The organism is Photobacterium sp. Hal280 (assembly GCF_037162255.1).
Taxonomy (GTDB): Bacteria; Pseudomonadota; Gammaproteobacteria; order Enterobacterales; family Vibrionaceae; genus Photobacterium.
In genome coordinates, this window is record NZ_JARLUO010000001.1 from 728,777 (window position 1) to 755,709 (window position 26,933).

Genomic DNA, 26,933 nt, shown 5'->3' on the forward strand with positions numbered 1-26,933 from the left:
TTTGATTGCTTAAACCCTATTGGAGAACACAATGAAACCATTACATGCTTTACTGCTGGCTGCTTCCGTCTTCACCTCCGGCCTGGCAACGGCCCACGAATTTGAGTCTGGCGAGCTGCACATTGATCATCCCTGGTCCAAAGAAGTCCCGCCTATGTCTTCAGTCGCCGCGGCTTTTTCTCCGTGGAGAACCATGGTGATACCCCTGATGTCCTGCTGCGTGCAGAATCACCCATTGCTGAAAAAGTTGAGCTTCATGAACATGCACATGAAAACGGCATGATGAAGATGCGCAAAGTGGACGACATTCAGATCCCTGCCCATGGCACCCAGCTGCTGCAACCTGGCGGTTACCACATTATGATGTTTAACCTGACCTCAGTGCCTAAACTGGGTGACAGTTTTCCGCTGACGCTTTATTTTCAGAACGCCGGTAAGGTGGATGTGAAAGTGAAAGTAGAAAAAGCCGACTACATGATGAAAACCGGGAAAGACATGGATCACAGCATGATGGACCATGACGGTATGGATCACGACGATATGGATCATGAAGACATGGATCACGAAGGGATGAACCACGACAGCATGCACTGATCCGTCATCCATTCCCCCCTCCAACACCCCGCGGGTTCACCTGACGGGGTGTTGTTGTTTCTGCGCCCGGATGCTTGCTGGCACACACGCATAAATCATTCCTGAAGCCCGCTGCGTCACCTCTCCCACCCAGAGTAAACGACTAAGACTAAAAATCCGTCCCATCAAGTCATGATATCTGTGCAACTTATTTCGCCATTTTGTGATCTTTGTACTAATTTGACTTTAAGCATACCTGGATGACAAAAAGTTCCTAAGGCTGGGTAGCTCTTCATAGCGTTTTCAAGGACTGAGGATGGATAGGTAATGAATCAGAGCACAAAGTTTTCCCTTTCATGTTTTGTACTAAGCACTTTATGTCTCTCCCTCGCCAATGCTTCTGAGCACCGGGCCGGGCTCCGCGCCAGTTACACTTTTGCTGATGGCGCCTGTGAAAGCCATAACATCAGCTGTGATGATGATGCGCCAGGTGCGGGGATTTTCTATAACTACGCCTTTAGCCCACGCTGGGAACTGGAACTGGCCTACGACTATTACGGCCAGTTCGATGCCACTTACCCGGCGCTGGATGACCCTTCCGTTGGCGCCAACTATGAAGGGGATGTGTTGGGGCTCTCAGCCTCGCTGGGCTACCGCTATCCGGTTACGGATGTGGTGTCTGTGGTGGGCAAAGCCGGCGTGATGGCCTGGCATGTTTCCAGCGATGGGAAAGAAATTGCCGAGACGGTATCCAACGACGAAGATGGCTTCTCCCCCATTGTCGGTGTCGGCGTTGACTGGGACTTTACACCGCGCTGGCGGACCGGACTCAGCTATCAATTTGCCAATAATGTCGGCGACGATGGCACGGCTGGCGCCGATCTTCACACCCTGATGCTGGGCATCAGCTACCGGTTTTCAGGGAATGATCCGCAGCCTGTCGCCGTGGTTGAGCCCGAACCGGCACCTGTTCCACCGCCTGTCACGCAGGAAGCCTTTACCCTGCAAGTGGATGGGACTCAGTCCAATGCCATTTTCGAATTCAATTCAGCCAAACTCCGCCCCGATATGACCTCCACATTCCAGCCGATGCTGAATCACCTGAACCAGTATCCGGAAGCCATGCTGCGCGTGGAAACCCATACCGACGATGTTGGCTCGGAAGACTACAACATGAAGCTGTCTGAACGCAGGGCGCAAAGTGTTGTGCAGTATTTTGAACAACAGGGCATTACCCCTGACCGAATCAGCTACGAAGCGTTTGGCGAAACCAAGCCGCTGGTCAGCAATGACACCCCGGCTAACCGCGCCATGAACCGACGCGTCGTCCTGACTTCTCCTCAGTTTACAAGGAAGGCAATCCAATGAAGAACAACATTTGCCGGTATTTCACACTCTGGCTGAGTCTTATTCTCATGACGCTGACCCTGGCAGGTTGCGGCGGGGAAGGGAGCGGTCTGCCCAGCCAGAAAGACAACGACAGCAGCGCCGTAGACAAAGGCGGTAAAACAGTTCGTAACCTGGAGATCATCCCCAGCGCGAATACAGCAGAAGCTGGCAGTTCTCTGAACTTTACCGTGAATGCCATTCACGCTGACGGCGATAAGAAAGAGGTCACTCAGGACGCACAATGTACCAGCAGCGATGAGTCCGTGGCCACCATCAGTGGCAAAGGAATGATCCAGGCCATGGCCGCCGGTGAAACCACCATTTCCTGCAGTTATGCCGGGGTCAGTGGTGGCAGCATCGTGATTACGGTGACGGGCGGCCATACAGTCAGTCAGCTGCAAATCACTCCCGGACAGGCATCAGCCGCCGCAGGCACACAGGTGCAATTTACCGCGCTGGCTTACTATCACGATGGCAGCCGTGAAGATGTCACCAGCCAGACCACCTGGAATACCACAGATGCCAGTACGGTCGAGTTGGACGCAAACGGCATGGCTTCTGCCAAGGCGTCAGGGGCAGCAACGGTCACCGGCCAGTTTGAAGGAGTGAGCAGTAATCAGGCAACGATGACGGTGACCACGGCCACACTGAGCTCAATTCATCTCTCACCCGCTACGGCGTCATTGGTCGCTGGCACACAACAGCAGTTTACTGCCACAGGTCAGTTCTCCGATGGTTCGACACAGGACTTAACCGCTCAGGTTACCTGGAACAGCGACGATACGACTGCCGCCACCATCTCAGCCTCTGGATTAGCAGAAGGCGTTGCCGCAGGGTCCAGCATCATCACGGCCGATTTCAATGGCACAACCAGTGCTCCCGTCACGCTCACTGTGACGGCGGCTACCGTTGATACCATGCAGGTCACACCAGCTAACCTGAGTCTGGCCAAAGGCACCAGCCATGCCTATAAAGCCATCGCGCATTTTAATAACAACACCTCGCAGGATGTCAGTGCGCAAGCAACATGGAGCAGCAGCGATACTGCTGTGGCGACCGTGTCCGCTACAGGTATGGTCAGTGCTCTCGCAACTGGGCCTGCCGTGATCACGGCCAGCTTTGGCGGGGCAGTCAGCAACAACGCGAATCTGACTGTGACGGCAGCCACCGTGCTTTCTGTCACCATTGCACCGGAAACGGCCAGTATTGCTAACGGCACCACCCAGCAGTTTACCGCCACCGCCAAGTTCTCCGACGGCAGCACTCTGGATGTGACGGATCAGGTGAACTGGAAAAGCGGTGATACCAGTGTCGCCACCTTGTCTGCCACAGGTTTAGCCCACGGCCTGGGTGAAGGCAATACAGTGGTGACCGCCCATTATCAGGGCGTCGACAGCGCTGAGATTCCACTCTCTGTTACGCCGGCGACCGTCAGCACCATTGCTGTCAGCCCGGGCACCGCCAGTATTGCTAATGGCACCACTCAGCAGTTTACCGCCACAGCAACCTTTTCAGATGCCAGCACGCAGGATGTCACCCATCTGGTGAGCTGGGTCAGTTCGGACACCAGTGTGGCCAGCATCAATCCCTCAGGTCTGGCGCAATCGCTGGCAATGGGCACGACACAGATCACGGCCAGCTATCAGGGCCAAACCAGCCCGGGCATCACTCTGGAAGTCACGGCTGCAACGGTCTCCTCACTGGCAATCACCCCGCCAACGGCAACCATCGCCAACGGTTTGACCCAGCAGTTCACAGCCACAGCCACCTTCACGGACGCATCCACGCAGGATGTCACGGATCTGGTAAGCTGGGTGAGCAGTGATACCGGTGTCGCGACCATCACAACAGACGGCCTGTCACAGGGCGTCTCCGAAGGCGCTGCAACGTTGACCGCGAACTATGGCGGCAGCTCGGACACTGCAACCCTGACGATTGGTCCTGCCGTACTGGATCGGATTCGGATTGAGTCTGATCATTCTGGTGAGCTGGAAGTCAGGTTGCTGGCTCCACTCAACTTCAGCATCTCAACCCGAGCCTATTACTCTGATGGCAGCAATGAGGTCTTAGATAACAATATTGTGACTTACCATAACTCCAATGCATCCCTGATCACATTGGATGTATTAACCGGCCTAGTCAATGTCAGTGCTATTGTTGCAGGCAGCGCAGAAATCTCTTCTTCGGCGCTGTCCCTGAACAGTGAAAATGCTATCACCATCAACTGTCTGGTCGCCATCCCTGGTGTCCTGTCACTTTGTACTATTGATTCAATTGAGAAAATCGCCATTGAACTTTAATGGCTTTTATTCTGCAAACGGGTCCGCTACCATGCGGACCCTTTTTTTGACTGGCTCATAACCACCAGGTTCTCAGAGAGATTACTCCCCTTTTCAAGACTCGCTTACCATAAGAATTGCCTGCTCCGCTCAACACTGACCAACGTTCCAGTATGAAGATTTGATGACATCGGCCTCACAGGGATTGACCGAATCCTTCATCAGGCTAAGATATATGGAAATTCGAATATGGTTATAAACATGCTCCCTCATCAATTTTTTAAACTGCTGGCAGATGAAACCCGTGTGCGTTGCTTACGGCTCATCGTGAAAGAACAGTGTCTGTGTGTGGCTGAACTGACCGAAGCACTGCAAGTCAGCCAGCCGAAAATGTCACGTCATCTGGCTGTGATGCGTGCCAGCGGATTATTGGTTGATGTCAGGCAGGGCCAATGGGTGTTCTACCGGTTAACCGAGGATCTGCCCGGCTGGATGCGAAAACAAATTTACGGACTGGTGAATTCCAACTGTTTAGAGCAGGAATACCAACAGGACAGTGAACGACTCATGGCAATGAAACAACGACCCGTTTGTTGCCAATAATGCAGGATGAATTCAAGATGACAATCAAAGTAGGAATTAATGGTTTTGGCCGTATCGGCCGTCTGGCACTGCGCGCCGCGTTTGACTGGCCTGAGCTGGAATTTGTCCAGATTAACGATGTTGCCGGTGATGCCGCAACCCTGGCCCACCTGCTGGAATTCGATTCCGTACAGGGTCGCTGGCACCATGAAGTGAAAGCGGAAGGCAATCACATTGTCATCAATGGCAAAGCCATCGCGGCCACCCAAGAAAAAGCAATTGATGCCGTCGACTGGTCCGCTTGCGACGTCGTCATCGAAGCCACAGGCAAGCATCGTAAAACCGAGTTCCTGAATCAGTATCTGGCACAAGGCGTGAAGCGTGTCGTCGTGTCAGCGCCGGTGAAAGAAGCAGGCATCGCCAATATCGTCGTGGGCGTGAATGATCACATCTTTGATCCTGACCAGCACCGGATTGTCACGGCGGCGTCCTGTACCACCAACTGTATTGCGCCTGTGGTTAAAGTGATCCATGAACAACTGGGGATCGAGCAGTCAATTTTTACCACGATTCATGATTTAACCAATACCCAAACCATTTTGGATGCACCGCACAAAGATCTGCGTCGTGCCCGAGCCTGCGGCATGAGCCTGATCCCGACCACCACAGGATCGGCCTCGGCCATCGTCGAGATCTTCCCGGAACTGAAAGGCAAAATTAACGGCCATGCCGTGCGCGTCCCGCTGGCCAATGCGTCGCTGACCGACATCATTTTCGACGTCAAACGCGACACCACAGCCGAAGAAGTCAACCAGCTGCTGAAAGAGGCTTCGCAGGGTGAACTGCAAGGCATTTTGGGCTACGAAGACCGCCCGCTGGTTTCAATCGACTATAAAGGTGATCAGCGCTCAACCATCGTGGATGCTTTATCAACCATGGTCGTCGGAAAACGCATGGTGAAAATCTATGCCTGGTATGACAACGAAATGGGGTACGCCACCCGCACGGCGGAACTGGTGCGTAAAGTGGGACAGGTATAAGGAAGCCATGACAATGACACATCCAATCTGGACTTTACCCGTCACCGAGACCAGCGCACTGGTACTGACACCCTGCCCCGGCACCAAAGGCGTTTCTCTGGCCGACAGCCTGGCCCAGCTGAAAGCACAGGGAGTACGCGCTGTTGTCACTGCCATCAATCCGCAGGAAATGGCAGACAAAGACGTCGCTGATCTGGGCCAGCTTGTTGCACAGTCTGGCATGTTGTGGGCACACACGCCGATCGAAGACGATGCCGCGCCTGATAGCGAATTTGCGGCACATTGGCAGGCAGCCAGCCCGCAATTGCATAAAATTATTGCAGAAGGGGGCAAGATCGCTCTGCATTGCATGGGGGGTTCAGGCCGCACCGGTTTACTTGCAGCACACCTGTTGCTGGAAATGGGATGGCCGTTGTCACGCATTATTGAAGACGTTCAGGCGCTGCGTCCGGGGGCCTTTACTAAACCGGTCCAGGTCGACTATATCCGTCAGGTAGCGTCACAATCATAAACAGTGTTTCGCCGTTTCGCGCCTGTCTGCACCCGCTTTTGGTTTGCATCGCAGCCGACAACCGAAACGGCGAACAATACGAGTGTCGTGTCTATGTTTGCTAAATATTTCGCGCAATTCAGCCAGCCGGTTCGCCAGTATATGCTGGTGACCTTCAATTACTGGAATTTCACTGTGACTGACGGCGCGCTGCGCATGCTGGTCGTGCTCTATTTTTACGAATTGGGTTACTCCACCCTGGCCATCGCCTCCCTGTTTTTGTTCTATGAATTTTTCGGCGTGGTCACTAACCTGGTTGGCGGCTGGCTGGGCGCCCGGCTGGGGCTGAACCGGACCATGAACATTGGCCTGGGTATGCAGATTGTTGCCCTGCTGATGCTGGCCGTCCCCAACCCGATGCTGACGATTCCCTGGGTCATGGCCGCTCAGGCACTGTCGGGTATCGCCAAAGATCTCAACAAGATGAGTGCCAAAAGCGCCATCAAAACCCTGGTGCCGGACAACAAACAAAGTGCGCTGTATCAGTGGGTTGCGCTGATGACGGGGTCAAAAAACACTCTTAAAGGCGCTGGTTTCTTCCTTGGTGGTTTACTGCTCAGTCTCATGGGTTTCCAGAATGCAGTGCTGACCATGGCGGGTGTGCTGGCGTTGGTGTTCATCAGCAGTCTCCGAACGCTGAAAGCCGACATGGGCAAAGCGAAAAGCAAACCCAGATTTGCCGAGATGTTCTCCAAATCTGAAAGCGTGAATATCCTTTCTGCAGCCCGCATGTTCCTGTTCGGGGCGCGGGATGTCTGGTTTGTGGTTGCACTGCCTGTTTATCTCGGGTCGGTGTTTGGCTGGAATCACAGTGCTATCGGTGGCTTCATGGCAGCCTGGGTGATGGCCTATGGCTTTGTGCAGGGCTTTGCCCCCAAGCTGACAGGGAAAGCGCAGGGCAAAGTGCCGGACGGGCAAGCCGCAACACGCTGGGCGCTGCTGCTGGCCATCATTACCGCAGGTATCGCTTACGGGGTGCAGATTCAATGGCAGCCGGAACTGGTAATCGTCGGTGGACTGATGCTCTTTGGGGCCATTTTTGCGATTAACTCGTCGCTGCATTCATACCTGATTGTCAGCTACGCCAAAGACGATGGCGTCTCCCTGGATGTCGGCTTCTACTACATGGCCAATGCCATGGGCCGTTTAATCGGCACAGTGCTCTCCGGCTGGGTCTTCCAGGTTGCAGGCCTGTCCGCCTGCCTGTGGGTGTCTTTCGTCTTTCTCGCCCTCACGACCCTGATCTCCCTGAAGCTGCCTAAAATTCAGGCTTATCAGGTCGTCTCTTAAGCGCCATCATCCGCAGTGAACCGAGGTACTCAGGCAACGGGTAAATCGGTTCGCTGCCCCCACTCCGCCCAGGAGCCATCATAAACCGACAAATTCCGATACCCGCACTGATAAGCTGCCAGCAATCCGATGCAGGCGGTTACACCCGAACCGCAGCTGAAATACAGTTGATCGTCGGCGAACACCCCTTGTTGGGTAAACAACGCCTGTAATATGTCGGGATCTTTATACTGGCCGTCCTCAATGAAACAGGCGAAAGGAAGGTTTATCGCCTGGGGAATATGCCCGCTTCGCAATTCTGGCCGAGGCTCCGGCTGTTGACCAGAAAACCGCCCAGCGGCACGCACATCGATTAGATGATGTCCCGGCAGACCGCCTTTTTCTGCCAGTGCTCGCCAGTCAGCAATCCACGCGGTGCGATACTCACCCAGCCAACCGTTCCCCCTCTCAGGAATGACGGGAGAGGCAACGACAGCCCTGCCTTCTGCGATCCATGCAGGCAAACCACCGTTCAGCACAAAGACCTGCCTGTGCCCCATCAGCTTAAACAGCCACCAGACGCGCGGCGCTGAGTAGATCCCTTTGGCATCGTAAATCACAACCACAGAATCTGTCTCAATACCCAGTTTGGAGACTTCTCGCTGAAATGCCTCATATGTTGGTGCGGTATGAGGCAGCGAAGAAGAAACATCAGAAAACTGTCGCTCAAGATCAAACACGATGGCGCCGGGGAGATACTGCCGTGAGGAAAAATCGGCATGATCCCCCGTCACGCTTTTCATGGAAGCATCCAGAATCACCAGGTTTGGCGATCCGCTTTTCCTTGCCAGCCAGGATGTTGAAACGAAAGGGGACATCATTTTCCTCAGGCAAACCTGTTATTGAGTGATTTGCGCTCAATTTGAAATCATCCGGTTGAAAAAGGCCATCGAAAAATGACAGTTACATGAGTTTTTAGCCTTTATTGTGATTAAACAGCTTCTCACAGACAAAACTGACAGTTTTCGTCATGTGAACCGTTCAGTGACTTCCGGCGATGAATATGCAGCATGCCTTCTTTCAGGCCCATCTGATAGCCTTCATCCAGGGTGGATTTACGCATGGTCAAACGCTTCACACTAAAATGCTCCGGTGGCGCAATGACCCGGATTGTGGCATCTGCCGGCGGCCGACGAATAAATGCCAGCGAAGCGTTATAGTTATCAGCACGTTTGATCATGGCAGAAGCTATCTGTGGCTGGCGGGCGAAGACTTTTTTCATCATCCAGGGATATTTCGCCGGTTTCATCTGATAGCTGAGCGGATGTGACAAAATCACTGTGATATCCCTTGCGCCGCGGCGGTAGGCTTCCCGCACCGGAATCGAATCTGCCACCCCGCCATCGGTATAACAACCGCCGGCAAAACAAGGTGTCGCTTTATAGGCAATCGGCAGCGCGCTGGTCGCTTCCATGACATCGCTGACGTTGGATGGGCTCACGTTGTAATAATCAGCCGTGCCGGTATTGATATTCGTGGCTGCAGCAATCAGAGCCGTTTTTCCGAACAGTTGATGCTGATCAAGCGGATAGAGCCGTAATGATTCATCGATCAGCCACTTCACATCCACCAGATTACCGCCTTTCAGGAAACGGGCAGGATTGTAAAACTGCTTATCCGTCGCTAACTGCGTGATCACGCGATAACTCCGTTTAGGCTGGTTTGCCAGATATCCCAGCAAGTTTGATGCGCCCGCTGAAACGCCGATAGCCAGATCAAAAGGGTTATAGTTATCGTCCATAAAGGCATCCAGTACCCCGCTGGCAAAAATACCGCGCATTGCGCCGCCTTCCACCACTAATGCTGTTCTCTGATTCATAAACTGCTAACCAACTGATTTAAATTAAATAAATATTACCTAAAGTCGGTCTGGCTGGGTAATTGAAATCACGGATTGTTCAGATAGGAGCAAGCTATGGAAGCACTGCTGGTGCTGAGCAACAGATTTCGGCGGGACAGGCACTTTTTTATCGATAAAATACTGCGCCTGATGGCGTTATAGATAATTATCAACGCATTTCTTGAGCAAACTCTTAATCTTCACGCAACCGGCTATGCTTACCCGAAAGATTACTCTAGGGTTTCAGACACACACTTAACAGGGAAGTCCCATGTCTTTTGAAATGCTGGTCGCGCTTGATGTCGCGAATGATGAAATTTACGCACAATACAGACGCGAAATGACCCCCATTTTATCCCGCTATAACGGCAGCTTTGGCTATGATTTCAAAGTCTCAGAAGTACTCATTTCGCAGGTGTCAGCCCCCATCAACCGTGTTTTCTCGATTCGCTTTCCCAGTGAAGACATGAAAAACCAATTTTTTAACGACAAAGAGTATATGGCAGTAAAGCAGCACTATTTTACGCCGTCGGTTCGTGCCACGACCCTCATCGCCAGCTACGAGAAACCAGACAGCTGAAGCCACACAGACACTTTTATTGTGCTGTCCAAAACGTTAACGTATTGTCCTTCCGGCAAACAGTGCGGTAAGCAAAACATCAAGCTTGCCGCCCTCAACGAGACAAACATGCGAAAGACAGATAAAAAAACCGACAACCAGATCAGAGTGGTACTGACAGAAGTGTGTGACCATGCGCTGGCGGCTTACCCCGGCTTTCAGTGGCTGACCCATCTGGTCGACTACTCGCACTTTCCTGGCAGTTTGAAAGTGGTTTGTGTGTTCGATACCAATGCGAATCTGTCACACTTTTATGATGAAGCGGGAAAACCTGTACTTGAAGCCTTGATCGTCAAAAAGCTGGCAACGGCTGGCATCCGCCTGAACAAACCGTCAGCCCACATCGCGTATGACACCGAAGAGAATTGCGAGCGAGAGAACCAGGGCAAATGGGCGCACCGTTTGGGGTGAATGACACAAGTTTTGCGAGGCAAGTGACTTGTCCCGATCTCGTTGAACTCTGTCCCGCGGGCCACTCACTCTCTGCAGAAATTACTTTGATAATGAACGCTCAATACACAAGGTGATTACCAGAGAGTACCGATTATGAAATTCACGCAAATCCGCAACGCAACACTACTCATTGAATATGCTGGGAAAAAATTACTTGTCGACCCGATGCTTGCCGACAAAGGCACCTACCCAGGCTTTGAAGGAACCCCCAACAGCCACTTAAACAATCCACTGGTCGATCTGCCCTGCCCCATCGAAGCGCTACTGGATGTGGATGCCGTGATAGTCACTCATACGCATCCGGATCACTGGGATGAAGTCGCCCAACAGAGCATTCCCAAAGAGATGCTGATCTTTGCCCAGCACCAGGCCGATGCCGGGGTGATTCGCCAGTCCGGCTTCTCCAACATTCGCGTGCTTTCGGACAACACCGACTATGACGGTATCCGCCTCAGCATTACCGACGGCCAGCACGGCAGCGATGAGGTCATGGCGGTTATTGGCGAACGTATGGGTGAGGTATCGGGCGTCGTACTTGCTCACCCTGATGAGCCGACATTGTATATAGCAGGAGATACCGTCTGGAACCCATTTGTTCAGAGCAGCATCGAACAATTTCAGCCGGAGATCATCGTGCTGAACAGTGGGGATGCGCAAGTGATTGGCCTCGGCCCGATTATCATGAACAAAGAAGATGTCCTTGCAGTGCATGAGGCTGCCCCGAATGCCACAATCATCGCCAGCCATATGGAAGCAGTTAACCACGCGGTATTAACCCGTGAGGCACTGCGCCAGTATCTGACAGAGAATCAGGCAATGGATCGCGTACTCATTCCGGCAGATGGCGAGTCTTATTTATTGACACATTGATAGACAGTCCAGTGCCCTTTTCATCAGAAGACCTGAAGGGCACTTCAATTCGTTTCAGGATGGATCAGCAAGGAACTATAACCGTCATGTCATTACCCACTGTTGCTGTAATCGCATTTAACCAGTTCAGTACCTTTCACTTTTCTGTTCCCTGCATCATTTTTGATGACATACTGCCCGACATGAAGCTCTTTCATCTGACAATCTGTGCCGGCGAACCCGGACCGATTCGCTCCAGTCATGGTCTGATCATTGATGCTCCGTCAGGGCTGGACGGATTGAGCAATGCCGACATTATTATTGTGCCTTACTGGCGTAAATCGTCTGAGCAGCCGAATCGTGATTTGTTAAACGCTTTGCGCAAAGCCCATGCCCGTGGCGCGCAGATCGTCGGCCTGTGTCTTGGCACGTATGTCCTGGCGTATGCTGGTTTGTTACAGCATCGCCGGGCCTCAACACATTGGGAGTTCGAGCAGGATTTCTCTCAGCGGTTTCCGGAGACCACCCTGGATACCAACGCACTCTATGTTGACGATGGCTCGATTGTGACCTCGGCAGGGACAGCCGCGGGACTGGATTGCTGCCTGTATCTGCTGCGACAACGCTATGGCAGCGCCATTGCCAATAAAGTCGCCCGTCGTATGGTGATTCCCCCGCATCGCGACGGAGGGCAGGCCCAGTTCATTGAACGGCCGGTTCCAGCGACCACACAGGATGAACGCATCAACCGTTTGCTGGCATACCTGCGCGACACGCTTGATCAACCCCATGAACTGAACAGCCTGGCCGAACGGGTGATGATGACCCGCCGGACATTCACCCGCCACTTTCAAAAAGCAACAGGTACATCTGTGGGTGAATGGATACTTTCGGAACGGTTACAACGTTCTCAGGAGCTGCTCGAGTCAACGTCACTGCCGATAGAATCTGTCGCAGCACAAGTCGGTTTTACCACCGCAACTTCCTTTCGGGATCACTTCAAAAAGAAGTGCAATGTGACACCCAGCGAGTGGCGTAAATCGTTTCACTATTCAAATCGCTGACAGCAGAGGATGGCAAAAATGGGAGAGCGACGCCCGGAATGAGCAGCATATTGCGTAAGCGCACAAAAATGAAAGCATATACCACTAAATCCATGAAATATTGCAATAAAGCAGGATAATGCGTTCCAATGAACCGAGCAGTTGTCGGGTTCACACAGCGCACGGGAAACAAGATATTGATGCAACAGACCTGAAACAGTCAGATTCTGGGCCATCAGACTGGGTGCTTCCCTGTTGCGGTTCTCGCATACGTTAAGACCTGAATTCGGGCAGATGCCATCAAGTCTTACTAAAGCCACAAGGAGTTCTTATGTATACCGGCAGCTGCCTTTGCGGTGGCGTACAACTTACCATTACCGGAAAAATCAGCGATATTATTCACTGTCATTGTTCTTTATGCCGGAAATCGACAGGCTCTGCTTTTGCCACAAACGGGTTTGTAAACACCGCAGATTTTACGGTTACCCAAGGACAGGAGTTACTGCATCACTTTGCATTAAAATCTGGCAGGCAACGCCATTTCTGCCGAGTCTGCGCGTCGCCAATATACAGTTCCAATACAGCAGATCCTACCCGCATCCGGATCCGGCTCGGCATTCTCGACTCAGAGATCGTCGAAAAGCCCATCTCGCATAACTTCGTCACATCGAAAGCCAACTGGGATAGCCTGGATGTCAACTTGCCCCAGTATGAAGCGCACGAACCAGGCAGAAAATAACCGTATTCTTCGCTCCCCATCAAAGAAAGCAACACGCAAGAAGGTAAACAAGGTATATGGCCAACGCCCAAGATTTTTCAATCTGTCATCAGTATTTCACCTACAGAAACGATAAATACAGATTATCAAGAATTAAGAATGCGCGAGTCAAAGTCCATACGCTGACCGATCACCTGCTCAGAGTATTGACTCTTGGCCTCATCGCCTCCAGCGTCATATGGTTTATTGATCCAGAAGGAATGGCTTTGTTTTTAGCACCAGTTGGATTTATTGCAGGCGCGCTCGGCGCTTTAGCCACTGCTCGTAAATATGAGCTGCAGATTGAGTTCGAGCATGCAGACGAAACCGGGCTGCAGTGGATTAGCGTTGTAAAAGGTAATCAACAAACCAATAGGGCCGTATTTTCAGAACAGGTACACAAGCTACAGCAAAAGATTGTCTGAAATACCGCAATGGCGGTGGCGTAACACTGCAATAACTTGTTGGTCTTGCCACTTTCCATTGCACAGGAAGAATCAAACAATATTCATTGGTCTGAAACCGTTTTTCGGGGCATGTTCTGCAACGCATCTATCGTGTCGTCAGAAGCGGTTAGCCATATCTGAACCGGAAATGATTCGAGTACTGTGACATCTTTTACCTCGCCACTTTTTTCAAGCAACTGAACTTGAGCAAGTACCGGATCGTTTGCTTCAGCACTCCCCAAAATCATCACTCGTTTCCAGTTCTCTGTTGTGGAACAGGCTTGTATCATCATCAAAAGTACAAGAGCTATGCTTTTTTTCATGTCATTTTCTCAATCATGAAGCCCAACAAAGTTGAGCTTCATGAACAGTGTCGTTTCGGATGATTTAAGGATTATTTGCAATCCAGCTTTTGAGCGTATTGTAGACAGTGCTGGTTAAACGTGTACCACAGTTTCTCGTTGTAGAACCTGTTGTATGAATACCTCTGACATAGTTATTACTGTCTTTGATACCACTGCCACTTTGGCCGCCAGCTGTATCAAGCGTATAGCAAACCCTGTAGCTCGATATAGCAGAGGTCGAACCGGAATCTGTCCACATGGTGCCTGTCGGTTTGTCACCAGGATACCCCGTTACACTATGTGTACCGGCAGAATAGGTTCCCCAGCCTGAGTGGCCCCCATGAGGTGCGCTATTGAGAACAATAATCGCATAATCATAGTTTGTATCACCTTTATTGTGCCAGGCTGTCGTCGTGACGGCATTTTTCCAGGTCGTCGTTCCCCAGGGCTTATACGAACCATTTTGACCGGCTGTAAAATCCAGTGATTTATACCAAGTTCCAGATCCATTGGAAACACAATGGCCAGCCGTTAAAACATGTGTTTTCGTAATCAGTGTTCCCGTACAGCCCACTGCAATCCGGCCATTATACAAATGCGGTGCCGACGTTGTATTCGTCACTTTTACGCGATTATCCGCACCGATCACTTTCAGTGGCGATATCACATCGTTCGGAAGTGCCGGTACTGTCGCTTCGTGAGGCTCGGTCGAGAAAACACTCGAGTCGAGCCCTTGTTCTTGCATGATTTTGACCGCTTGATCCAAGAGAGCCAGAGTTTCTTCCGATATCTCCGCTTTAAATTGGGTTCCATCCGCAGAGACAGCGATTGCCCCCATCGCTGCCGCCCTTTCTGCCAGAGAGTATTCTTGTTGCAATGAATATTCATCGGCTTCCGGGACATGAACTACATTGTCACCTTCAATAAAGGTGGCTTCTTCATTCATTTTTACAAAATTATTCAGGTCATTTGCATGGGCGTTATTTATAAACAGCCCCGCAAGTGCAATAAACACCAGATTCCTTTTCATCACTCTGTATCCTGTTTGTTAATATTCGTAGAATGGTCAGTTATGCGAAATTATTTCAATAGCCAACTGTTTCGCATTGATAACTATAGGCCACCATAGACACCCCACTAAAAACAATAATAAAAAAGCCCATCAAACATGAAAAACAGAACATCAGCCAAAGAAATCAAAATAAAACAATGGTAAAAACCATAAAACACAGATTAATGTATCGATAAAATTTTATAAATATCAAATTAATCACTAAGTAACACCGAAAAGCCAAGCTTAAAATCATTATTTACTTTTAACATTTTAAAGAATGAATTTACTTACTGGTAAATAAAAACAGCCTTCAGAGAAACGAAAGCACCAAACTTCAACATCCACATTAAAAACAATGACTTACATTAAAAACAATGACTTACATTAAAAAGTTATCATTTGTTTCCTGCTGCCACATTTCATTGATTCCTATCAGATGAAACGAGATAAGCACAAGAAGTTTAATGGTTTATGTAAGGTTTTTACTTTTTCGCCTTTAACTAACTTAAACAAAGAGCATCCAATCAAATCACCTTCTCTTTATGGGCGAAATTTTACACCTACAAGTTATATATTCTTTCTCATAACCAATATTGAGAAAACCATAAATACTGCCCACTTCCCCTTCGGCGTTTCATCCTGAGATAATGACAAACCAAGCTTCATCAATATAACCCTGACATTTACAATGACAACCATCCCCGAACAATTCTTGAACTATACATATTCAAAGCCGATGTGTGTTTTAATTTACTCTCACCGGCTAACCTGCTTTCACAGTACTCTTCCATTTTTTACGCGCATTGCTCCATATAACAAAGTCAGCGCGTCCAAAAAAGTTCGCCATAAAACTTTCGCATTGTCCAATAATGTGAGCCCGAGCAAATGAGCAATGAATGAACTGAAATAATCTGCAAAATCAGAGTTATACTTTCGAAACTCAATCCTGGAACAGAGAGAAAGTTATGACGACCCTGCTGAATCAGCATTCAGACATCAATGAATCCGCGCTTCGCGCGATCGCCCATATGCCGACGACCAGCTTGACTGTGTTAATGGACCCTGATTTCACAAGCAAGTTATCCGATGCTGACTACATGCGCATTGCGGTCCTGCTGGCACAAAAAAGCTACGACGAAGGGGGCTGTCCGATTGGCGCAGTCATCATGAATAACCAGACCGGACACATTGTGGGTAAAGGTCACAACACCCTGGTTCAGGAAGATCACCCGTACAACCACGGTGAAACCTCTGCAATACGCGATGCTGGCCGGATAGATTTCAGCCAGACGACCCTGTTTACCAGCCTGAGTCCTTGCGATGTCTGTGCAACACTTTTGTATATGAGAGGATTCAATCGGGTTGTCGTCGGTGATGTGACCAATGCCTCAGGGAACGAAAGCCTGTTGCGTGAAAAAGGGATTAAGGTTGATATTCTGGAAGATAAACAAGGTATTGCACTTTACGCTCAATTCCGAAAAGAAAAACCGGCGCAAGATCTTGAAGACTGGAAAGGGCTGTGTGCGGTTCATCCGCATTCGGCGTCCTAACTGCACGGGTAACCAAATCGACCACCTCCCAGATAAAGGAGAACGCCATTGGAACTCATCCGGTGCTGCCAGGCCAGCGATTTAGCAGGCCTGCTTGAGCTCTACGCAGAACTGCGGCCTCATGACCCTACACTCTCGGACCCGCAAGCGATGGCATGCTGGCAGAACATACACAACAGCCCGCACACTAAAATCATTGTTGCTGAGATTGATGGGGTACTGGCATCGACCTGCCAGCTTGGCCTGGTGCCGACCATGACCAATGGCGGTCAGCCTTTTGGCATCATCGAGCATGTCATCACCTCGGCACCATACAGGCGGCGAGGACTGAGCCAGAAAGTCATCGAAAAAGCGCTCTCACTCGCCTGGGACATGGGATGCTATAAAGTCATGCTGCTATCCGGGGAAAACCGGCCAGAGGCGCATCGCCTTTATGAGACAGTCGGATTTCAGTCGGGCATTGAGCGCGGGTTTGTCATGAAAAAACCAGTCAATGCCGGTCCGTGCTGACTTGTGACCATGAGCACAGCGCACACTCTGCTTTCAACAATCCCGACGGGTTATCCGTTATAACATACGAGGCTGGAACAGGTGACATTACCCGAATGTTGCTTTGCGCCACTTTAACCGAAAAAGGAAAGTCCCTTGATAGGAAGAATTGTTGATAAATTGCTGTTCGGCGTCATGCTGATTGCGGCGCTTCAGGTTCCTTTACTGGCCGATCACTATCAGCAATATCTGGCAGGATTATTTGACGCCACACAATGGCAGGTGAGCGGCTACGAAAACACAGCCAGACAATACGGTTACCCTGACGTGACGGCAATGATTGAGCAACATCTGGAGAATAAAGAAGCCAGTGTCAGAGCGGACGCCTTACAAAAGCAAGCAACCCTGAGCCACTATGACGATCTGAAATCCGGGATGAACGTTTTTGAACACGGGACATTGATTGAGAAATCAGTGTATATGTTCGCACCTGCACGCTTTGACGCATTAGAAAAAACCCTGGCTCATTTCAAACCTGGTATTCCACTCTCGCTCAACGGTCTGATGTTTGGTGTCATCCTGGGGTTAGCCACCAATCTCTTACTCACCCTGCCGTTTACTTTGCTGTTCAGACGCAGACGCCGGGCCACGATAAACGCCAGACGGTCAGTGATATCGTGATTTTATTCCTGATGCTGGGATCCTGTGGCTCATTGATGAACTGCACAATTTATCGCCGGCAAACTGGACAGGCTTGCTATCTAAACCAGACTTACACGTGAGCTTGATACCCGCTTCCACCCAAAGTCAGGAGGAAAAATCGCGTGATAAGTAATGTACTGTTAGGCACGAATGATTTGCCCAGGGCAGAACGTTTTTACGATGCACTACTGGTGTTGTTTGGCGCCAAAAAGACCATGAAAACCGAGCGTTCTGTATTATGGCAAACCCATAACGAAAGTGTGGGCATCGCCATCTGCACCCCGCATAACGGACAAGCTGCCACCAGCGGTAACGGCAGTATGATTGGACTGCAAGCCAATTCGGCCGACATGGTCACCGCCATTTATCAAAAAGCCCTTGAGCTGGGTGGGACAGACGCAGGTGAACCCGGTGAACGAAAGCCCGGCGTTTTTGCGGCGTACTTCAGAGATCCGGATGACAATAAACTGGGCGTGTTTTTTGTTCAGTATTAATAGCGTTTCCGGTGTCACTCGGCAGTGAACTTGCCCCTGTCGTATTTCAGTATGAAGTGGCTATCTTTGACGTTAAGTATTGTGAATACATCGCCATCATATAGCCACTCACAACCTTCCTGCCGCAGATGCCTACTGATCTGGCATGCAGGTCGCGGTCTTCACAAGACGCTGGAGCATCTTCACTGTTGATGCCTGGAGCATTGAATGATCACAGAAGGATTTTAACGGCTCAACCCATCAGTTGGTTAAATTTATAATCGATAATCCAATACGTTGCTGAGTACATCGCAGCCAATAACACCACCGTGCAGCCGACAATCAACCTTGGAGAAATCACGCGCTTCAAAGGCCGACTAATCACGGCGGCTTTTAAATTCACTAACTGTAACTTTTCCTGATCCTGAAGCCTGTCCTCTTTGATCAGCTGATATATGGTTTCGGCAATATCCGCAATTTTTTCATTGCCCCGTTCAACACGACCGAATTTCCCTTTAAAACCCACCTGCAACAGAAAGTATAAAAATTCGATAAGTTGTCTGTAGCGCTTGGGATCCTGTCTGAGCCGGTCCAGAATGGTATAGAATTTATCACCACCTGATGTTTCATTATGAAACTCAGCAAGCAGGCTGTGTGTGCTCCAATTGCTTTTTTCACCCCACTCCTGACTGTAAACCGCCTCGTCCACAGCCGCACAGACACAATAGCGCATCACCAGCAGGGATGCTCTGTCTGTGTTTGCAAGGAGCAGGCGCTTCTCGGCATCTTGAATTTCCCGGCTGATTTGTTCACGCAGCAAGGTCGGATCATCGAGCCAGGGAATAGAGGGAATACAGGTCAGGCAAGCCAGTACCCAGGTAAACTCGTCAACCAGCTGGTTGATACCCAGCTTTTTAATTTCCAGCTGCTTGACTGCAATATTGCGTGGTACTTCCGGAGCCGGCATCACCTCCATAGGTTTGCCGGGCTCAGGCTGAAACAGGACGACTGTTATATCATCATCGAACTGACTCATAATCTGACAGCCCACATTTGTAATTCAATATTAGGGAAGTCGCCGGAAACATGCATGGCAATACCGGCTGAAGAAGACAATGCCTTCCACTCATCAGACGCCTTATCCAGCTCAAAATAAGTAAAGCCTGCATGGTAAGGTAGCTGGCGAGGTACCACTGGCATTGCTTTAATGGCGATACCCGGTAACTGAAAGTTTACCAGATCACGAATATTTTCCAGACTGCCCACTTTCACCTGGGAGACAAAGCGAGTATGCAGTACATCCAGTGTGACATCGGCTTTCACGGCAAGAATAAAGGTGGTGGTCTGAATAATTTCGCGATCAGCAATATTGGCCACACGTATACCGTAGCCCTGCTCTTTCAGCACCAGCGGGATTGCTCGCTGTTCAGACATTACGGTCAGGCTGTTGCGGTTCCGGCTGATCAAAGACCACATGCAGTCAGTCAGATCACCATGATTATAGGGCGAGAACGTCTCAGGACGACGGGATGATGTACATAATGTTGCCAGCTCCCCTTCGGCCTGCAGCAACACACGATACAGTGCTTCCGGATGAACACCTTCCAAGCCGGCTAAGTGCCAGAATACCGGCTCTAGCTTGTTGACCACCTGCAGCAGCATGAAATCCGCCACCGAGGATACGCCTTGCTGGTCAACCACACCAAGACGGCTGACTATAGATTCAGCACGATGTTTTAGCAGAGAAGCAAATTCGGTCACAAACTTTGTCAGTACAGCGGAGGCTTTAATATCAAGGCAAGTGGGGATGAACTTGTCATCAAGTAATACAGTACCATCACTTTTGACTTCCGAAATTTTCAGAATCGGGATCGACGTAAAAGCCGAACGGTCTTCCGTCTCTAGCATCAACCGGAAATTCAGGCTGCCGACATGAATGGTTGTGGTATCTTCACTGTCGTACAGACAGTCAACCACTTGCTGCTCCTGAAGACGATAGCGTGCACCGTCTCCCGCATTGGTATACAGCTCACCCTGCTCTGACGGTAAAGGGCAGCATAAATACACCACTTTATCTACCGTCGATGTGTCCACTTCCAACATGGCCGGCGCCAAGGCTTCAGAAGGAAAAGCAAACGGTGTACGGTCTTGCAATATGCCTTCCGCAACAGTGACACCAATTTTGCCCATTTTCAGCAGCTCAGCATTAATCTCTAATCGGCTAATCCCCCAATTTAATGGCGAGCTGAAAGCGGTATACAAACTCACTTGCTGAGAGTGAAAACGGTCCAACTGCTGAAAATGCTGTGGTTTCATGAACATGCCGTCTTGCCAGACAACCGGGTTATGCAATGACATAATGCTTCCTTAGAAATAAATCTGTTCTACGCCTTGTGTACGCTCTACAGACAACACGTTATTCACCAGATTCACGTCCAGATAATAACTCTCCCGCTCTTCAATGGTGTGTATCGTCCGCCAACTTGTCCCGTTAATATCCCGGAAAGCAACTGCAAATCCGACTGCGCGTGTTTCAGGCTGCAGCTTTAAAAATTCAGTGAGTTCCTGGTCTGGCTCGAGCTGATACTCATACCGCTTAATATATTCATCACCCAGTGCAGCTTTGTCGTTTTCAAATAATGAAAAGAAATCCAGGCTGCGAAACAGCACAGGTGACGACAGCTCATAGATGCGTAAAATGGCCGGTGATGATGACCCGTTAGGACGCAGGTTCAGACTCTTATCGGTCATAATATGCACTTCTACTTCTGCGGTTTCAGGGATCAGCCCGGTGGTGTCTTTAAACTGCTCCCATACCGCGCACCCTGACAGTGACAGTGCGGCTACCAATGCAAAAAAATAATTACGCATTTTGCTCCTGTAACAATTCTCTGTACTTTGATTCCAGGCTTGTATCAAAGCTCTGTTTGTCTTCGGTTCGCCAATGTAACTGTTGCTCAGAAAAATATGCCTGATAAGCTTTCCAGGTCCGTTGGCTCTTCAGCCAACCCCCGTCGGCCTTTTGCTTCGCTTCAAATGACGACGGTGATAAAGCGGCTAACTGTTGCTGGAAAATACTGTCACGCGCCTGATCTAATCGGGATCGGTGCATATCCAGCTCTTCCTGGATATGTTCGATCAGCTCATAAGGCTCGAGAATTGACTGCTGATAAAGCGACATCATACTGTCCAATAAATGTGGTTTGGCCGTCTCTGATTCACCTGCCATCATCAAAGAGTGATGCAATTCAGCATTCAGTGAATCAAGACATCCTTTCAAGCTCAGCCCCATTTGACGAAACCAGTTCTCGTCGCAAAGATGCTGTAACTCCGAGGGGATACCTAAACCTTGCAAAAACGCCTTTTCGGATTGCATATCTGATGTTTCAGAACGCTTTTCGATGGTACCTACTGATTTGGGCGGAGTGGGTTGTTCCGTTACGGAAGGCTGGGTGTAGGATGTTAAACGCCCGGCAGGTGCTGCTTGTTGAGTAAATTTATTCCCTGGTGATGAAAAGGGCTCCGCTTTTTCTGAAGCAGGAAAACTGCCATCTTCAACATTCCAGTCTTCCGGAATCAGGCTTGGCACGTCCATTTCAGAGTGGATGCTTTCACTGTCGTCAAGAATTTGTCGTTGTGTCGCGTTGTAATCGACAAACGGTCTGGGTTCTTCATCTTCAATCAAAGACTCTGCTTCTTCATTCACTTCCTGAAGATAAGCAAGCGGCTCAGTAGAATCTGCTTTCTCATCTTGTGTCAGGAACAGCTCTTCTATCGTTCCCTCTCCTGACACTTCAGATTCAGGCGGGAGGATCAGATTCAGACTGTCGACCGGATCATTGCTTTTCATATCCGGCATAATGTCTTCTGCCAGATTAATGTGATGCACCTCATTCTCAAATCCTGCACTGAATTCATAGCGCCCCATCGAAATAGAATCGCCTTCCTGCAGAACTGTCGGCTGACTCTTCAGTGCACGCTTACCATTGATAAAAGTGCCATTGGTACTGATATCGTTTAGATAATACTCACCGTTATAACAGGTGATCAGGGCATGAGTCGCCGACAGATACTTATTATGATCTTCCAGATGAAAGATGCTCTGAGCACTACGGCCGATTGTTCCGCCCTGACTGTCAAATTCCATTTGCTTTGCCCCGACATATTCTTCCGGGGCACTGTTCACTTTGAGAATGAGGGTTTTGTGCGTCATAAACGATCTTAGAATAGAAACGATAAGGAAAATTCTACGCCGCCAAGACCATCATTGACCGGCACGATCAGCGTCGCCTGAGGCGCAATCTGCAAATGTGCATCTGGATTACTGCCCATTTTTATCACCATGCCTGCATTCAGCAGTAAGCTGGCTTCAAACGCATTATTATCCGGTAACTGAGTCCCGTACTTGAATTCATCGGCATCGACGTGCCAGCGCTCGCTGTACTCGCTGTAAGCCAGCGATAACCCGGCACCAACATAAGGCGTCAGCCAGCTCGCCAAGGGGATAGCGTACTGAGGCAGCACACGAAATTCATAATTAGTGACTTCCTGGTAAACACCATTCTGCGGAGCAGGAATACTGTCCGCTAAATAATTCAGACCAAACCACCAGCGCCAGCGGGCACTGTTATCATCGATCGGCCGTGTATGTACCAGTCCCCAGCGAAGACTCTGGTTTTCACCCGACTCACCTTCCTCGGCAGTCGACGTAAAATCATAGTATGCGCCCGTGACACCAAAGCGTTCACCTTTGGCAGAAGCAAAGGAAGTATGAATTAAACAATAAGCAATACAGGCTATTGTAAGAAGACGAGGCATAATGTTCGCTTTCTCTAATTTAAAAACACCTGAAAGATAAACGCATAAAAATATGAATTCAAGGCTTGATTTACGCTATCGTTAAATAAGTTACTTTCCCTATTGGATCTGTCACTTTCACTGCACGAGGTTGCGAATTGACAGCAATTTAAAACTCGTAAAAACCAACCTTTAATTTACCTAACATTAATCACACCGCAATAAAAACATTAATTTGAGGCATTCGTCCCAAAAATGTATTTTTTGATTCATTTACTTAATAAAACGTAAATGTGATTAGACTCGCAAGTTTATACACTAATAACTAAAATTACTTCTATCAGCGACAACTGCAATGAAAAAAGATTGTCATAACAATGTTAAACACGGTTAAAATATAAGGGTGATCTTAATAAAAATGGTTGAAAAAGCTTTGACAGTCATCAATATGTGATCTTTATCCAGCAAAAATAGTATTCACTTAGTTTACTGAAACGCTTCAGCTTACAATACGATTCATATGCAGTAAGGAATAGTTAAAATTGCTCCTCAGATATGACATTCAACAGCCTTAACAGGCATATTGTCTGGGGTAAATTTTTATAATCACAGCAAAGTAATACGCAGAGGAGTTGACAAAGCGTAAATTTGATCCGCCCTATAGTTTAGCATTCACTAATAAACCAATAATTAAGTTAGCGAGCAGGAATTTACTTCCTGCAGCAGGAACACTTTTACTCATAATTACAAGTTTCGAAGTTGGCTATTAAACAATGAAATTCACTGATATTGCACTCAGACCAATATCGGCACAGTTGCCTGTTGGTCAAGACCCGAGAGAGCTCGATCTCTTTTCTGACTTAAAAAGAAACGTCAATCGGTTAAGCAGTTTTGTCTCTCCGGCACCATGGAAAGAGATCTATGCCGCTTCAGAATTGCTCCTGACCCAGCACAGCAAGGACTTTCGCTGTGCCAGTTATTACTGCGTCTCCGCCTGTCGTGTTGACGGATTAATGGGCGCGGTTAATGGACTCAATGTTCTCAATGATCTGTCCATCGTCTACTGGCACACTGCTTTTCCAGCGGCCAATAAACCCAATGCGCGCATCCAGTCTTTTGACTGGGTGGCAGAACAAATGCCGTTGGCACTGAGCAAAATTAAAGTGTCGCTGAAGGATCTGCCCTTAGTGGAAGCCGGGCACCACCTTGCTCTGAATATTGAACAGGAACTTCAGCGTCAATTGGGGAAACAAGCCCCATCGCTCGGTCCGGTTCGCAGACAGTTTACTGAATGGAAAGATCAGCTGGATGAACAGGCCGAGAAAGAATTAGCCAAACAAAAACAGCGTCAATTACCAACCCCAGCCCCAACACCAGAAGTGGTAAGTCAACCGGCTGCTGAGCAGCCACCTGTCAAAAAACAGGCGGCAATACGTACTCTGCCGGCCTGGTGTTACTGGTTGGCCACCGTATTTACTCTGGGTTGCCTGGTCTTTTCTATTGTTGCAGTCCGGCAATACCTGTACCAGCGAGATATTCAGATCGCAACGGCAGAGCAGCTGGAAAGTATTACCTCAAGGCTGATCCAGGCGGAGCCCTATTTCAAACACAGTCTCAAAGAAGAGGTTCTGACCAGAACCCACGATCTGATGATGGACTGGACGGCTTTTCCTGGTCGTGTCTATGAGCACCAGACATTGGAAGCGCTGGCAAATAACGTCAATACCCTTTATCCGGACTCCATTGCAGCCAAAGCCTCAGTCAGTCAGTATCGGGCTGGGAAAGCAGCGTTGGCTCAGGATTATTTGCTCATCAATGACCAGTTCAAACGAGCCAGAACGATTATAGCAAACGCAGCACTTGTCGATGATAGTGAGAATATTTCAGCGGCCTATCGTTTTAGTAATACCCTTTTTCCCTTCCTTGGTCGCCTTGATTATTTGGAGAAAGGTCACATAAACCATGACGATATTTTAAAAGCACAAAAAACCTTGAGTGCCTATCAATATCGACTCATGGAACTCACACATAATTTCGAAAATAAAAACCAATAATAAATGATTCAGGCAGGTTATATCTTGATTAGTAAACTCAAAACGCCAAGGGTATTTATCGTGCTCTCAGCAGTGCTGCTTTCAGTACTGTATGGCTTATTCGCATATTTCGTTATGGCTTTTCCAGTCAGTCATTATCTGACATGGGGACCTGTGATCTTTTTCTGTGGACTTGCAATCCTGCTTCTGATCGGTTTCGAAGTAAAAAAACGCAAATCACGCTCGACCAGCGATATTGAGACAGAAGAAGAAACCTTAAAAGGGCTATTGTCTTCTCTGTTAAAGAGCGCCAGTCATAAGCCGATTTACTTGCTGCTGGGCAACAAAAAATCAGGAAAGACATCGCTTCTGACCAGTTCTCATGCCATCAAGCCTATCGATCAGAAAAATACACTGCAAACGGATTACTTTGTCTGGCATGAGTCAGAAAAGGCGATATACATCAAACCGGCTCCACGTCTGATTTATCAGGATACATCGAATACAGACCAAACGCTCTGGAAAGCGTTTCTGGAAAAAATTGTCAGTGTTAAGCCTCGCAAACCATTTGCAGGGTGCCTGTATGTGGTGGATCTTGAATTCTTGATCACTCAAGAGGAGTCTCAGCGCGAGTATATTCTGGATATTATCAATACCCGCCTCAGCGACATCACTGAGATGACCCATACGGCCTTGCCTGTGTATGTTTTCCTGTCAAAAATTGACAAACTGAAAGGCTTCAAAGAATTTGTTTCACTCAGTCCGCTGAAAATGCAGCTGGAGCATCTTTCTATTTCGCTGAAAGATGCCAAAGGCACGCTCAATGATGCCTTTGACAGCGGCTTTTACGCTATTCTGAGCAAGATGGAGCAAAGCACGCTTGACTGCGTCGCGATGGAACGCTCGCTGGTCAACAACAGTGCACTGGTCACCTTTCCGAAACAGTTTGAACTGTGTCATAAAATCATCCGGGATACCCTGAACAAAGTACGGCTGGAAAAGGACGGATTTCATCTGGTTGATCTGCGGGGTCTTTACTTCACATCCAGCCATCAAGGGGGTCGGAAATATAACCTGCTCGCCAAAGGATGCAGTAATTACTTCAATGTTCCGATGATTGCGTCCGAACACGACCAGTTATCAGAATCTCCACTATTCACCCGCTTCATCATTGATGAGCAGGTGCTGCCCGAAGCGAATTTTGCCGGGGAAAACAAACGCCACCTGCGGCAACTCATACGTAAAAGCCATATGACAATGGCTGCTTGTGTCACTTTGCTGAGTGTCAGTGGTTACTATTTCTTTACGACCACGCAGAGCAATATTTCCATTATCAACCAGCTTCTGGAAGTGGCTAATCATAAAGATGAAGACAATCAGTATGCCGACCTGAAAAAACAGTTTGCTGTCACATCAAACGGTATTTTGCCTCTGTATCACGCCTGGACCAACGCCAGTCATCTTCTGGACGAAAAGCTGATCGATATCAATGTCGACAAACTGGATCAGACAACGCAAATTGCCTATCGCCATTTACTTGACAGCATCAACCTGCAACTGTTGCCACTGGTAGAGAAGCATATCCAGCGCAAACTGGCAAAAAGCAGCCTGTCGCATCAGGACAAGCTCCATTTACTGAAAATGTATTTGATGCTGAATGAAACGGACAAGCGCGATTACAGTTTTCTTCTGAAGTCGATTTCGCGTCTGCTCACGGATGATTTTGGCTCAGAGGGAGCGTA

General features: G+C 49.1%; 28 protein-coding genes and 1 pseudogene. 20 read left to right on the top strand and 9 right to left on the bottom strand.

What is annotated here, in order from left to right:
- The first annotated feature begins 31 nt into the window (after positions 1 to 31).
- From P4S53_RS03595 to arsJ, 8 genes are all read left to right on the top strand, one after another.
- Positions 32 to 283 carry a hypothetical protein gene (locus P4S53_RS03595; protein WP_337112081.1) on the top strand — a complete coding sequence of 84 codons (252 nt, stop codon included), beginning with the start codon at positions 32 to 34 and terminating at the stop codon, positions 281 to 283.
- Positions 184 to 594, top strand: coding sequence for a copper chaperone PCu(A)C (locus P4S53_RS03600; protein ID WP_337111421.1), 411 nt, complete (start codon positions 184 to 186; stop codon positions 592 to 594). The genes P4S53_RS03595 and P4S53_RS03600 overlap by 100 nt, the downstream gene beginning before the upstream one ends.
- A gap of 306 nt (positions 595 to 900) precedes the next feature.
- A complete protein-coding gene (locus P4S53_RS03605) occupies positions 901 to 1,941 on the top strand; it encodes an OmpA family protein (protein WP_337111422.1) in 1,041 nt (346 codons plus the stop codon).
- Positions 1,938 to 4,262, top strand: a complete 2,325-nt coding sequence (locus tag P4S53_RS03610) for a beta strand repeat-containing protein (protein WP_337111423.1) — start codon at positions 1,938 to 1,940, stop codon at positions 4,260 to 4,262. The genes P4S53_RS03605 and P4S53_RS03610 overlap by 4 nt, the downstream gene beginning before the upstream one ends.
- Positions 4,263 to 4,502: 240 nt before the next feature.
- Positions 4,503 to 4,844 (top strand): ArsR/SmtB family transcription factor, encoded by a 342-nt coding sequence (locus P4S53_RS03615; RefSeq protein ID WP_337112054.1) that lies wholly within the window; start codon positions 4,503 to 4,505, stop codon positions 4,842 to 4,844.
- Between the two features lie 17 nt (positions 4,845 to 4,861).
- Entirely contained in the window at positions 4,862 to 5,863 is a 1,002-nt protein-coding gene (locus P4S53_RS03620) for an ArsJ-associated glyceraldehyde-3-phosphate dehydrogenase (protein WP_337111424.1), read from the top strand.
- A 13-nt stretch (positions 5,864 to 5,876) separates the two neighbouring features.
- A complete protein-coding gene (locus P4S53_RS03625; RefSeq protein ID WP_337111425.1) occupies positions 5,877 to 6,374 on the top strand; it encodes a cyclin-dependent kinase inhibitor 3 family protein in 498 nt (165 codons plus the stop codon).
- Positions 6,375 to 6,467: 93 nt separating this feature from the next.
- Positions 6,468 to 7,703 carry an organoarsenical effux MFS transporter ArsJ gene (arsJ, locus tag P4S53_RS03630; protein WP_337111427.1) on the top strand — a complete coding sequence of 412 codons (1,236 nt, stop codon included), beginning with the start codon at positions 6,468 to 6,470 and terminating at the stop codon, positions 7,701 to 7,703.
- A gap of 29 nt (positions 7,704 to 7,732) precedes the next feature.
- Here arsJ and P4S53_RS03635 read toward each other — a convergent pair whose 3' ends face one another.
- Together P4S53_RS03635 and P4S53_RS03640 are read right to left on the bottom strand one after the other, a co-directional pair.
- Positions 7,733 to 8,560: a sulfurtransferase gene (locus P4S53_RS03635; RefSeq protein ID WP_337111428.1), complete on the bottom strand. Its 828-nt coding sequence runs from the start codon at positions 8,558 to 8,560 to the stop codon at positions 7,733 to 7,735.
- A 125-nt stretch (positions 8,561 to 8,685) separates the two neighbouring features.
- Entirely contained in the window at positions 8,686 to 9,561 is an 876-nt protein-coding gene (locus tag P4S53_RS03640; RefSeq protein ID WP_337111429.1) for a patatin-like phospholipase family protein, read from the bottom strand.
- Positions 9,562 to 9,853: 292 nt separating this feature from the next.
- On the opposite strand from P4S53_RS03640, the gene P4S53_RS03645 reads away from it, so the two are divergent.
- From P4S53_RS03645 to P4S53_RS03670, 6 genes are all read left to right on the top strand, one after another.
- Positions 9,854 to 10,162: a DUF1330 domain-containing protein gene (locus tag P4S53_RS03645; protein WP_337111431.1), complete on the top strand. Its 309-nt coding sequence runs from the start codon at positions 9,854 to 9,856 to the stop codon at positions 10,160 to 10,162.
- 108 nt (positions 10,163 to 10,270) lie between these two features.
- A complete protein-coding gene (locus tag P4S53_RS03650; protein WP_337111432.1) occupies positions 10,271 to 10,612 on the top strand; it encodes a Fis family transcriptional regulator in 342 nt (113 codons plus the stop codon).
- A 135-nt stretch (positions 10,613 to 10,747) separates the two neighbouring features.
- Positions 10,748 to 11,524: an MBL fold metallo-hydrolase gene (locus P4S53_RS03655; protein ID WP_337111433.1), complete on the top strand. Its 777-nt coding sequence runs from the start codon at positions 10,748 to 10,750 to the stop codon at positions 11,522 to 11,524.
- Positions 11,525 to 11,610: 86 nt separating this feature from the next.
- Positions 11,611 to 12,567: a GlxA family transcriptional regulator gene (locus P4S53_RS03660; protein WP_337111434.1), complete on the top strand. Its 957-nt coding sequence runs from the start codon at positions 11,611 to 11,613 to the stop codon at positions 12,565 to 12,567.
- Between the two features lie 310 nt (positions 12,568 to 12,877).
- Positions 12,878 to 13,285: a GFA family protein gene (locus tag P4S53_RS03665; protein WP_337111435.1), complete on the top strand. Its 408-nt coding sequence runs from the start codon at positions 12,878 to 12,880 to the stop codon at positions 13,283 to 13,285.
- Positions 13,286 to 13,341: 56 nt separating this feature from the next.
- The gene (locus P4S53_RS03670; protein WP_337111436.1) at positions 13,342 to 13,728 is read left to right on the top strand and encodes a hypothetical protein; all 387 of its coding nucleotides are present in this window, start codon (positions 13,342 to 13,344) and stop codon (positions 13,726 to 13,728) included.
- Between the two features lie 83 nt (positions 13,729 to 13,811).
- On the opposite strand, the gene P4S53_RS03675 is transcribed toward P4S53_RS03670, so the two are convergent.
- On the bottom strand, positions 13,812 to 14,072 hold the full coding sequence (locus P4S53_RS03675) for a hypothetical protein (RefSeq protein ID WP_337111437.1): 261 nt from the start codon (positions 14,070 to 14,072) through the stop codon (positions 13,812 to 13,814).
- 64 nt (positions 14,073 to 14,136) lie between these two features.
- Positions 14,137 to 15,123: a trypsin-like serine peptidase gene (locus P4S53_RS03680; protein WP_337111438.1), complete on the bottom strand. Its 987-nt coding sequence runs from the start codon at positions 15,121 to 15,123 to the stop codon at positions 14,137 to 14,139.
- 989 nt (positions 15,124 to 16,112) lie between these two features.
- Here P4S53_RS03680 and P4S53_RS03685 point away from each other — a divergent pair.
- From P4S53_RS03685 to P4S53_RS03700, 4 genes are all read left to right on the top strand, one after another.
- Positions 16,113 to 16,697, top strand: coding sequence for a nucleoside deaminase (locus P4S53_RS03685; RefSeq protein WP_337111439.1), 585 nt, complete (start codon positions 16,113 to 16,115; stop codon positions 16,695 to 16,697).
- 48 nt (positions 16,698 to 16,745) lie between these two features.
- Positions 16,746 to 17,207, top strand: a complete 462-nt coding sequence (locus P4S53_RS03690) for a GNAT family N-acetyltransferase (protein ID WP_337111440.1) — start codon at positions 16,746 to 16,748, stop codon at positions 17,205 to 17,207.
- Between the two features lie 135 nt (positions 17,208 to 17,342).
- Positions 17,343 to 17,867, top strand: coding sequence for a DUF2937 family protein (locus P4S53_RS03695; protein WP_337111441.1), 525 nt, complete (start codon positions 17,343 to 17,345; stop codon positions 17,865 to 17,867).
- Between the two features lie 143 nt (positions 17,868 to 18,010).
- Positions 18,011 to 18,382 carry a VOC family protein gene (locus P4S53_RS03700; RefSeq protein WP_337111442.1) on the top strand — a complete coding sequence of 124 codons (372 nt, stop codon included), beginning with the start codon at positions 18,011 to 18,013 and terminating at the stop codon, positions 18,380 to 18,382.
- Positions 18,383 to 18,614: 232 nt separating this feature from the next.
- On the opposite strand, the gene icmH is transcribed toward P4S53_RS03700, so the two are convergent.
- Genes icmH through P4S53_RS03725 form a run of 5 tightly spaced genes read right to left on the bottom strand, consistent with a single transcriptional unit; the run spans position 18,615 to position 23,179 of the window.
- The gene (gene icmH, locus P4S53_RS03705) at positions 18,615 to 19,397 is read right to left on the bottom strand and encodes a type IVB secretion system protein IcmH/DotU (protein ID WP_337111443.1); all 783 of its coding nucleotides are present in this window, start codon (positions 19,395 to 19,397) and stop codon (positions 18,615 to 18,617) included.
- On the bottom strand, positions 19,394 to 20,719 hold the full coding sequence (tssK, locus tag P4S53_RS03710) for a type VI secretion system baseplate subunit TssK (RefSeq protein WP_337111444.1): 1,326 nt from the start codon (positions 20,717 to 20,719) through the stop codon (positions 19,394 to 19,396). The genes icmH and tssK overlap by 4 nt, the downstream gene beginning before the upstream one ends.
- 9 nt (positions 20,720 to 20,728) lie before the next feature.
- On the bottom strand, positions 20,729 to 21,232 hold the full coding sequence (gene tssJ / locus P4S53_RS03715) for a type VI secretion system lipoprotein TssJ (protein ID WP_337111445.1): 504 nt from the start codon (positions 21,230 to 21,232) through the stop codon (positions 20,729 to 20,731).
- Positions 21,225 to 22,574 (bottom strand): type VI secretion system-associated FHA domain protein, encoded by a 1,350-nt coding sequence (locus tag P4S53_RS03720; RefSeq protein ID WP_337111447.1) that lies wholly within the window; start codon positions 22,572 to 22,574, stop codon positions 21,225 to 21,227. Before P4S53_RS03720 ends, tssJ begins: the two co-directional genes overlap by 8 nt.
- An 8-nt stretch (positions 22,575 to 22,582) precedes the next feature.
- Positions 22,583 to 23,179, bottom strand: coding sequence for a hypothetical protein (locus P4S53_RS03725; RefSeq protein ID WP_337111448.1), 597 nt, complete (start codon positions 23,177 to 23,179; stop codon positions 22,583 to 22,585).
- Positions 23,180 to 23,931: 752 nt separating this feature from the next.
- Here P4S53_RS03725 and P4S53_RS03730 point away from each other — a divergent pair.
- Positions 23,932 to 25,212, top strand: a complete 1,281-nt coding sequence (locus P4S53_RS03730; protein ID WP_337111449.1) for a type VI secretion system ImpA family N-terminal domain-containing protein — start codon at positions 23,932 to 23,934, stop codon at positions 25,210 to 25,212.
- A gap of 114 nt (positions 25,213 to 25,326) precedes the next feature.
- Positions 25,327 to 26,919, top strand: a pseudogene (locus tag P4S53_RS03735) (type VI secretion system protein); the annotation flags it as partial.
- Positions 26,920 to 26,933 lie beyond the last annotated feature (14 nt).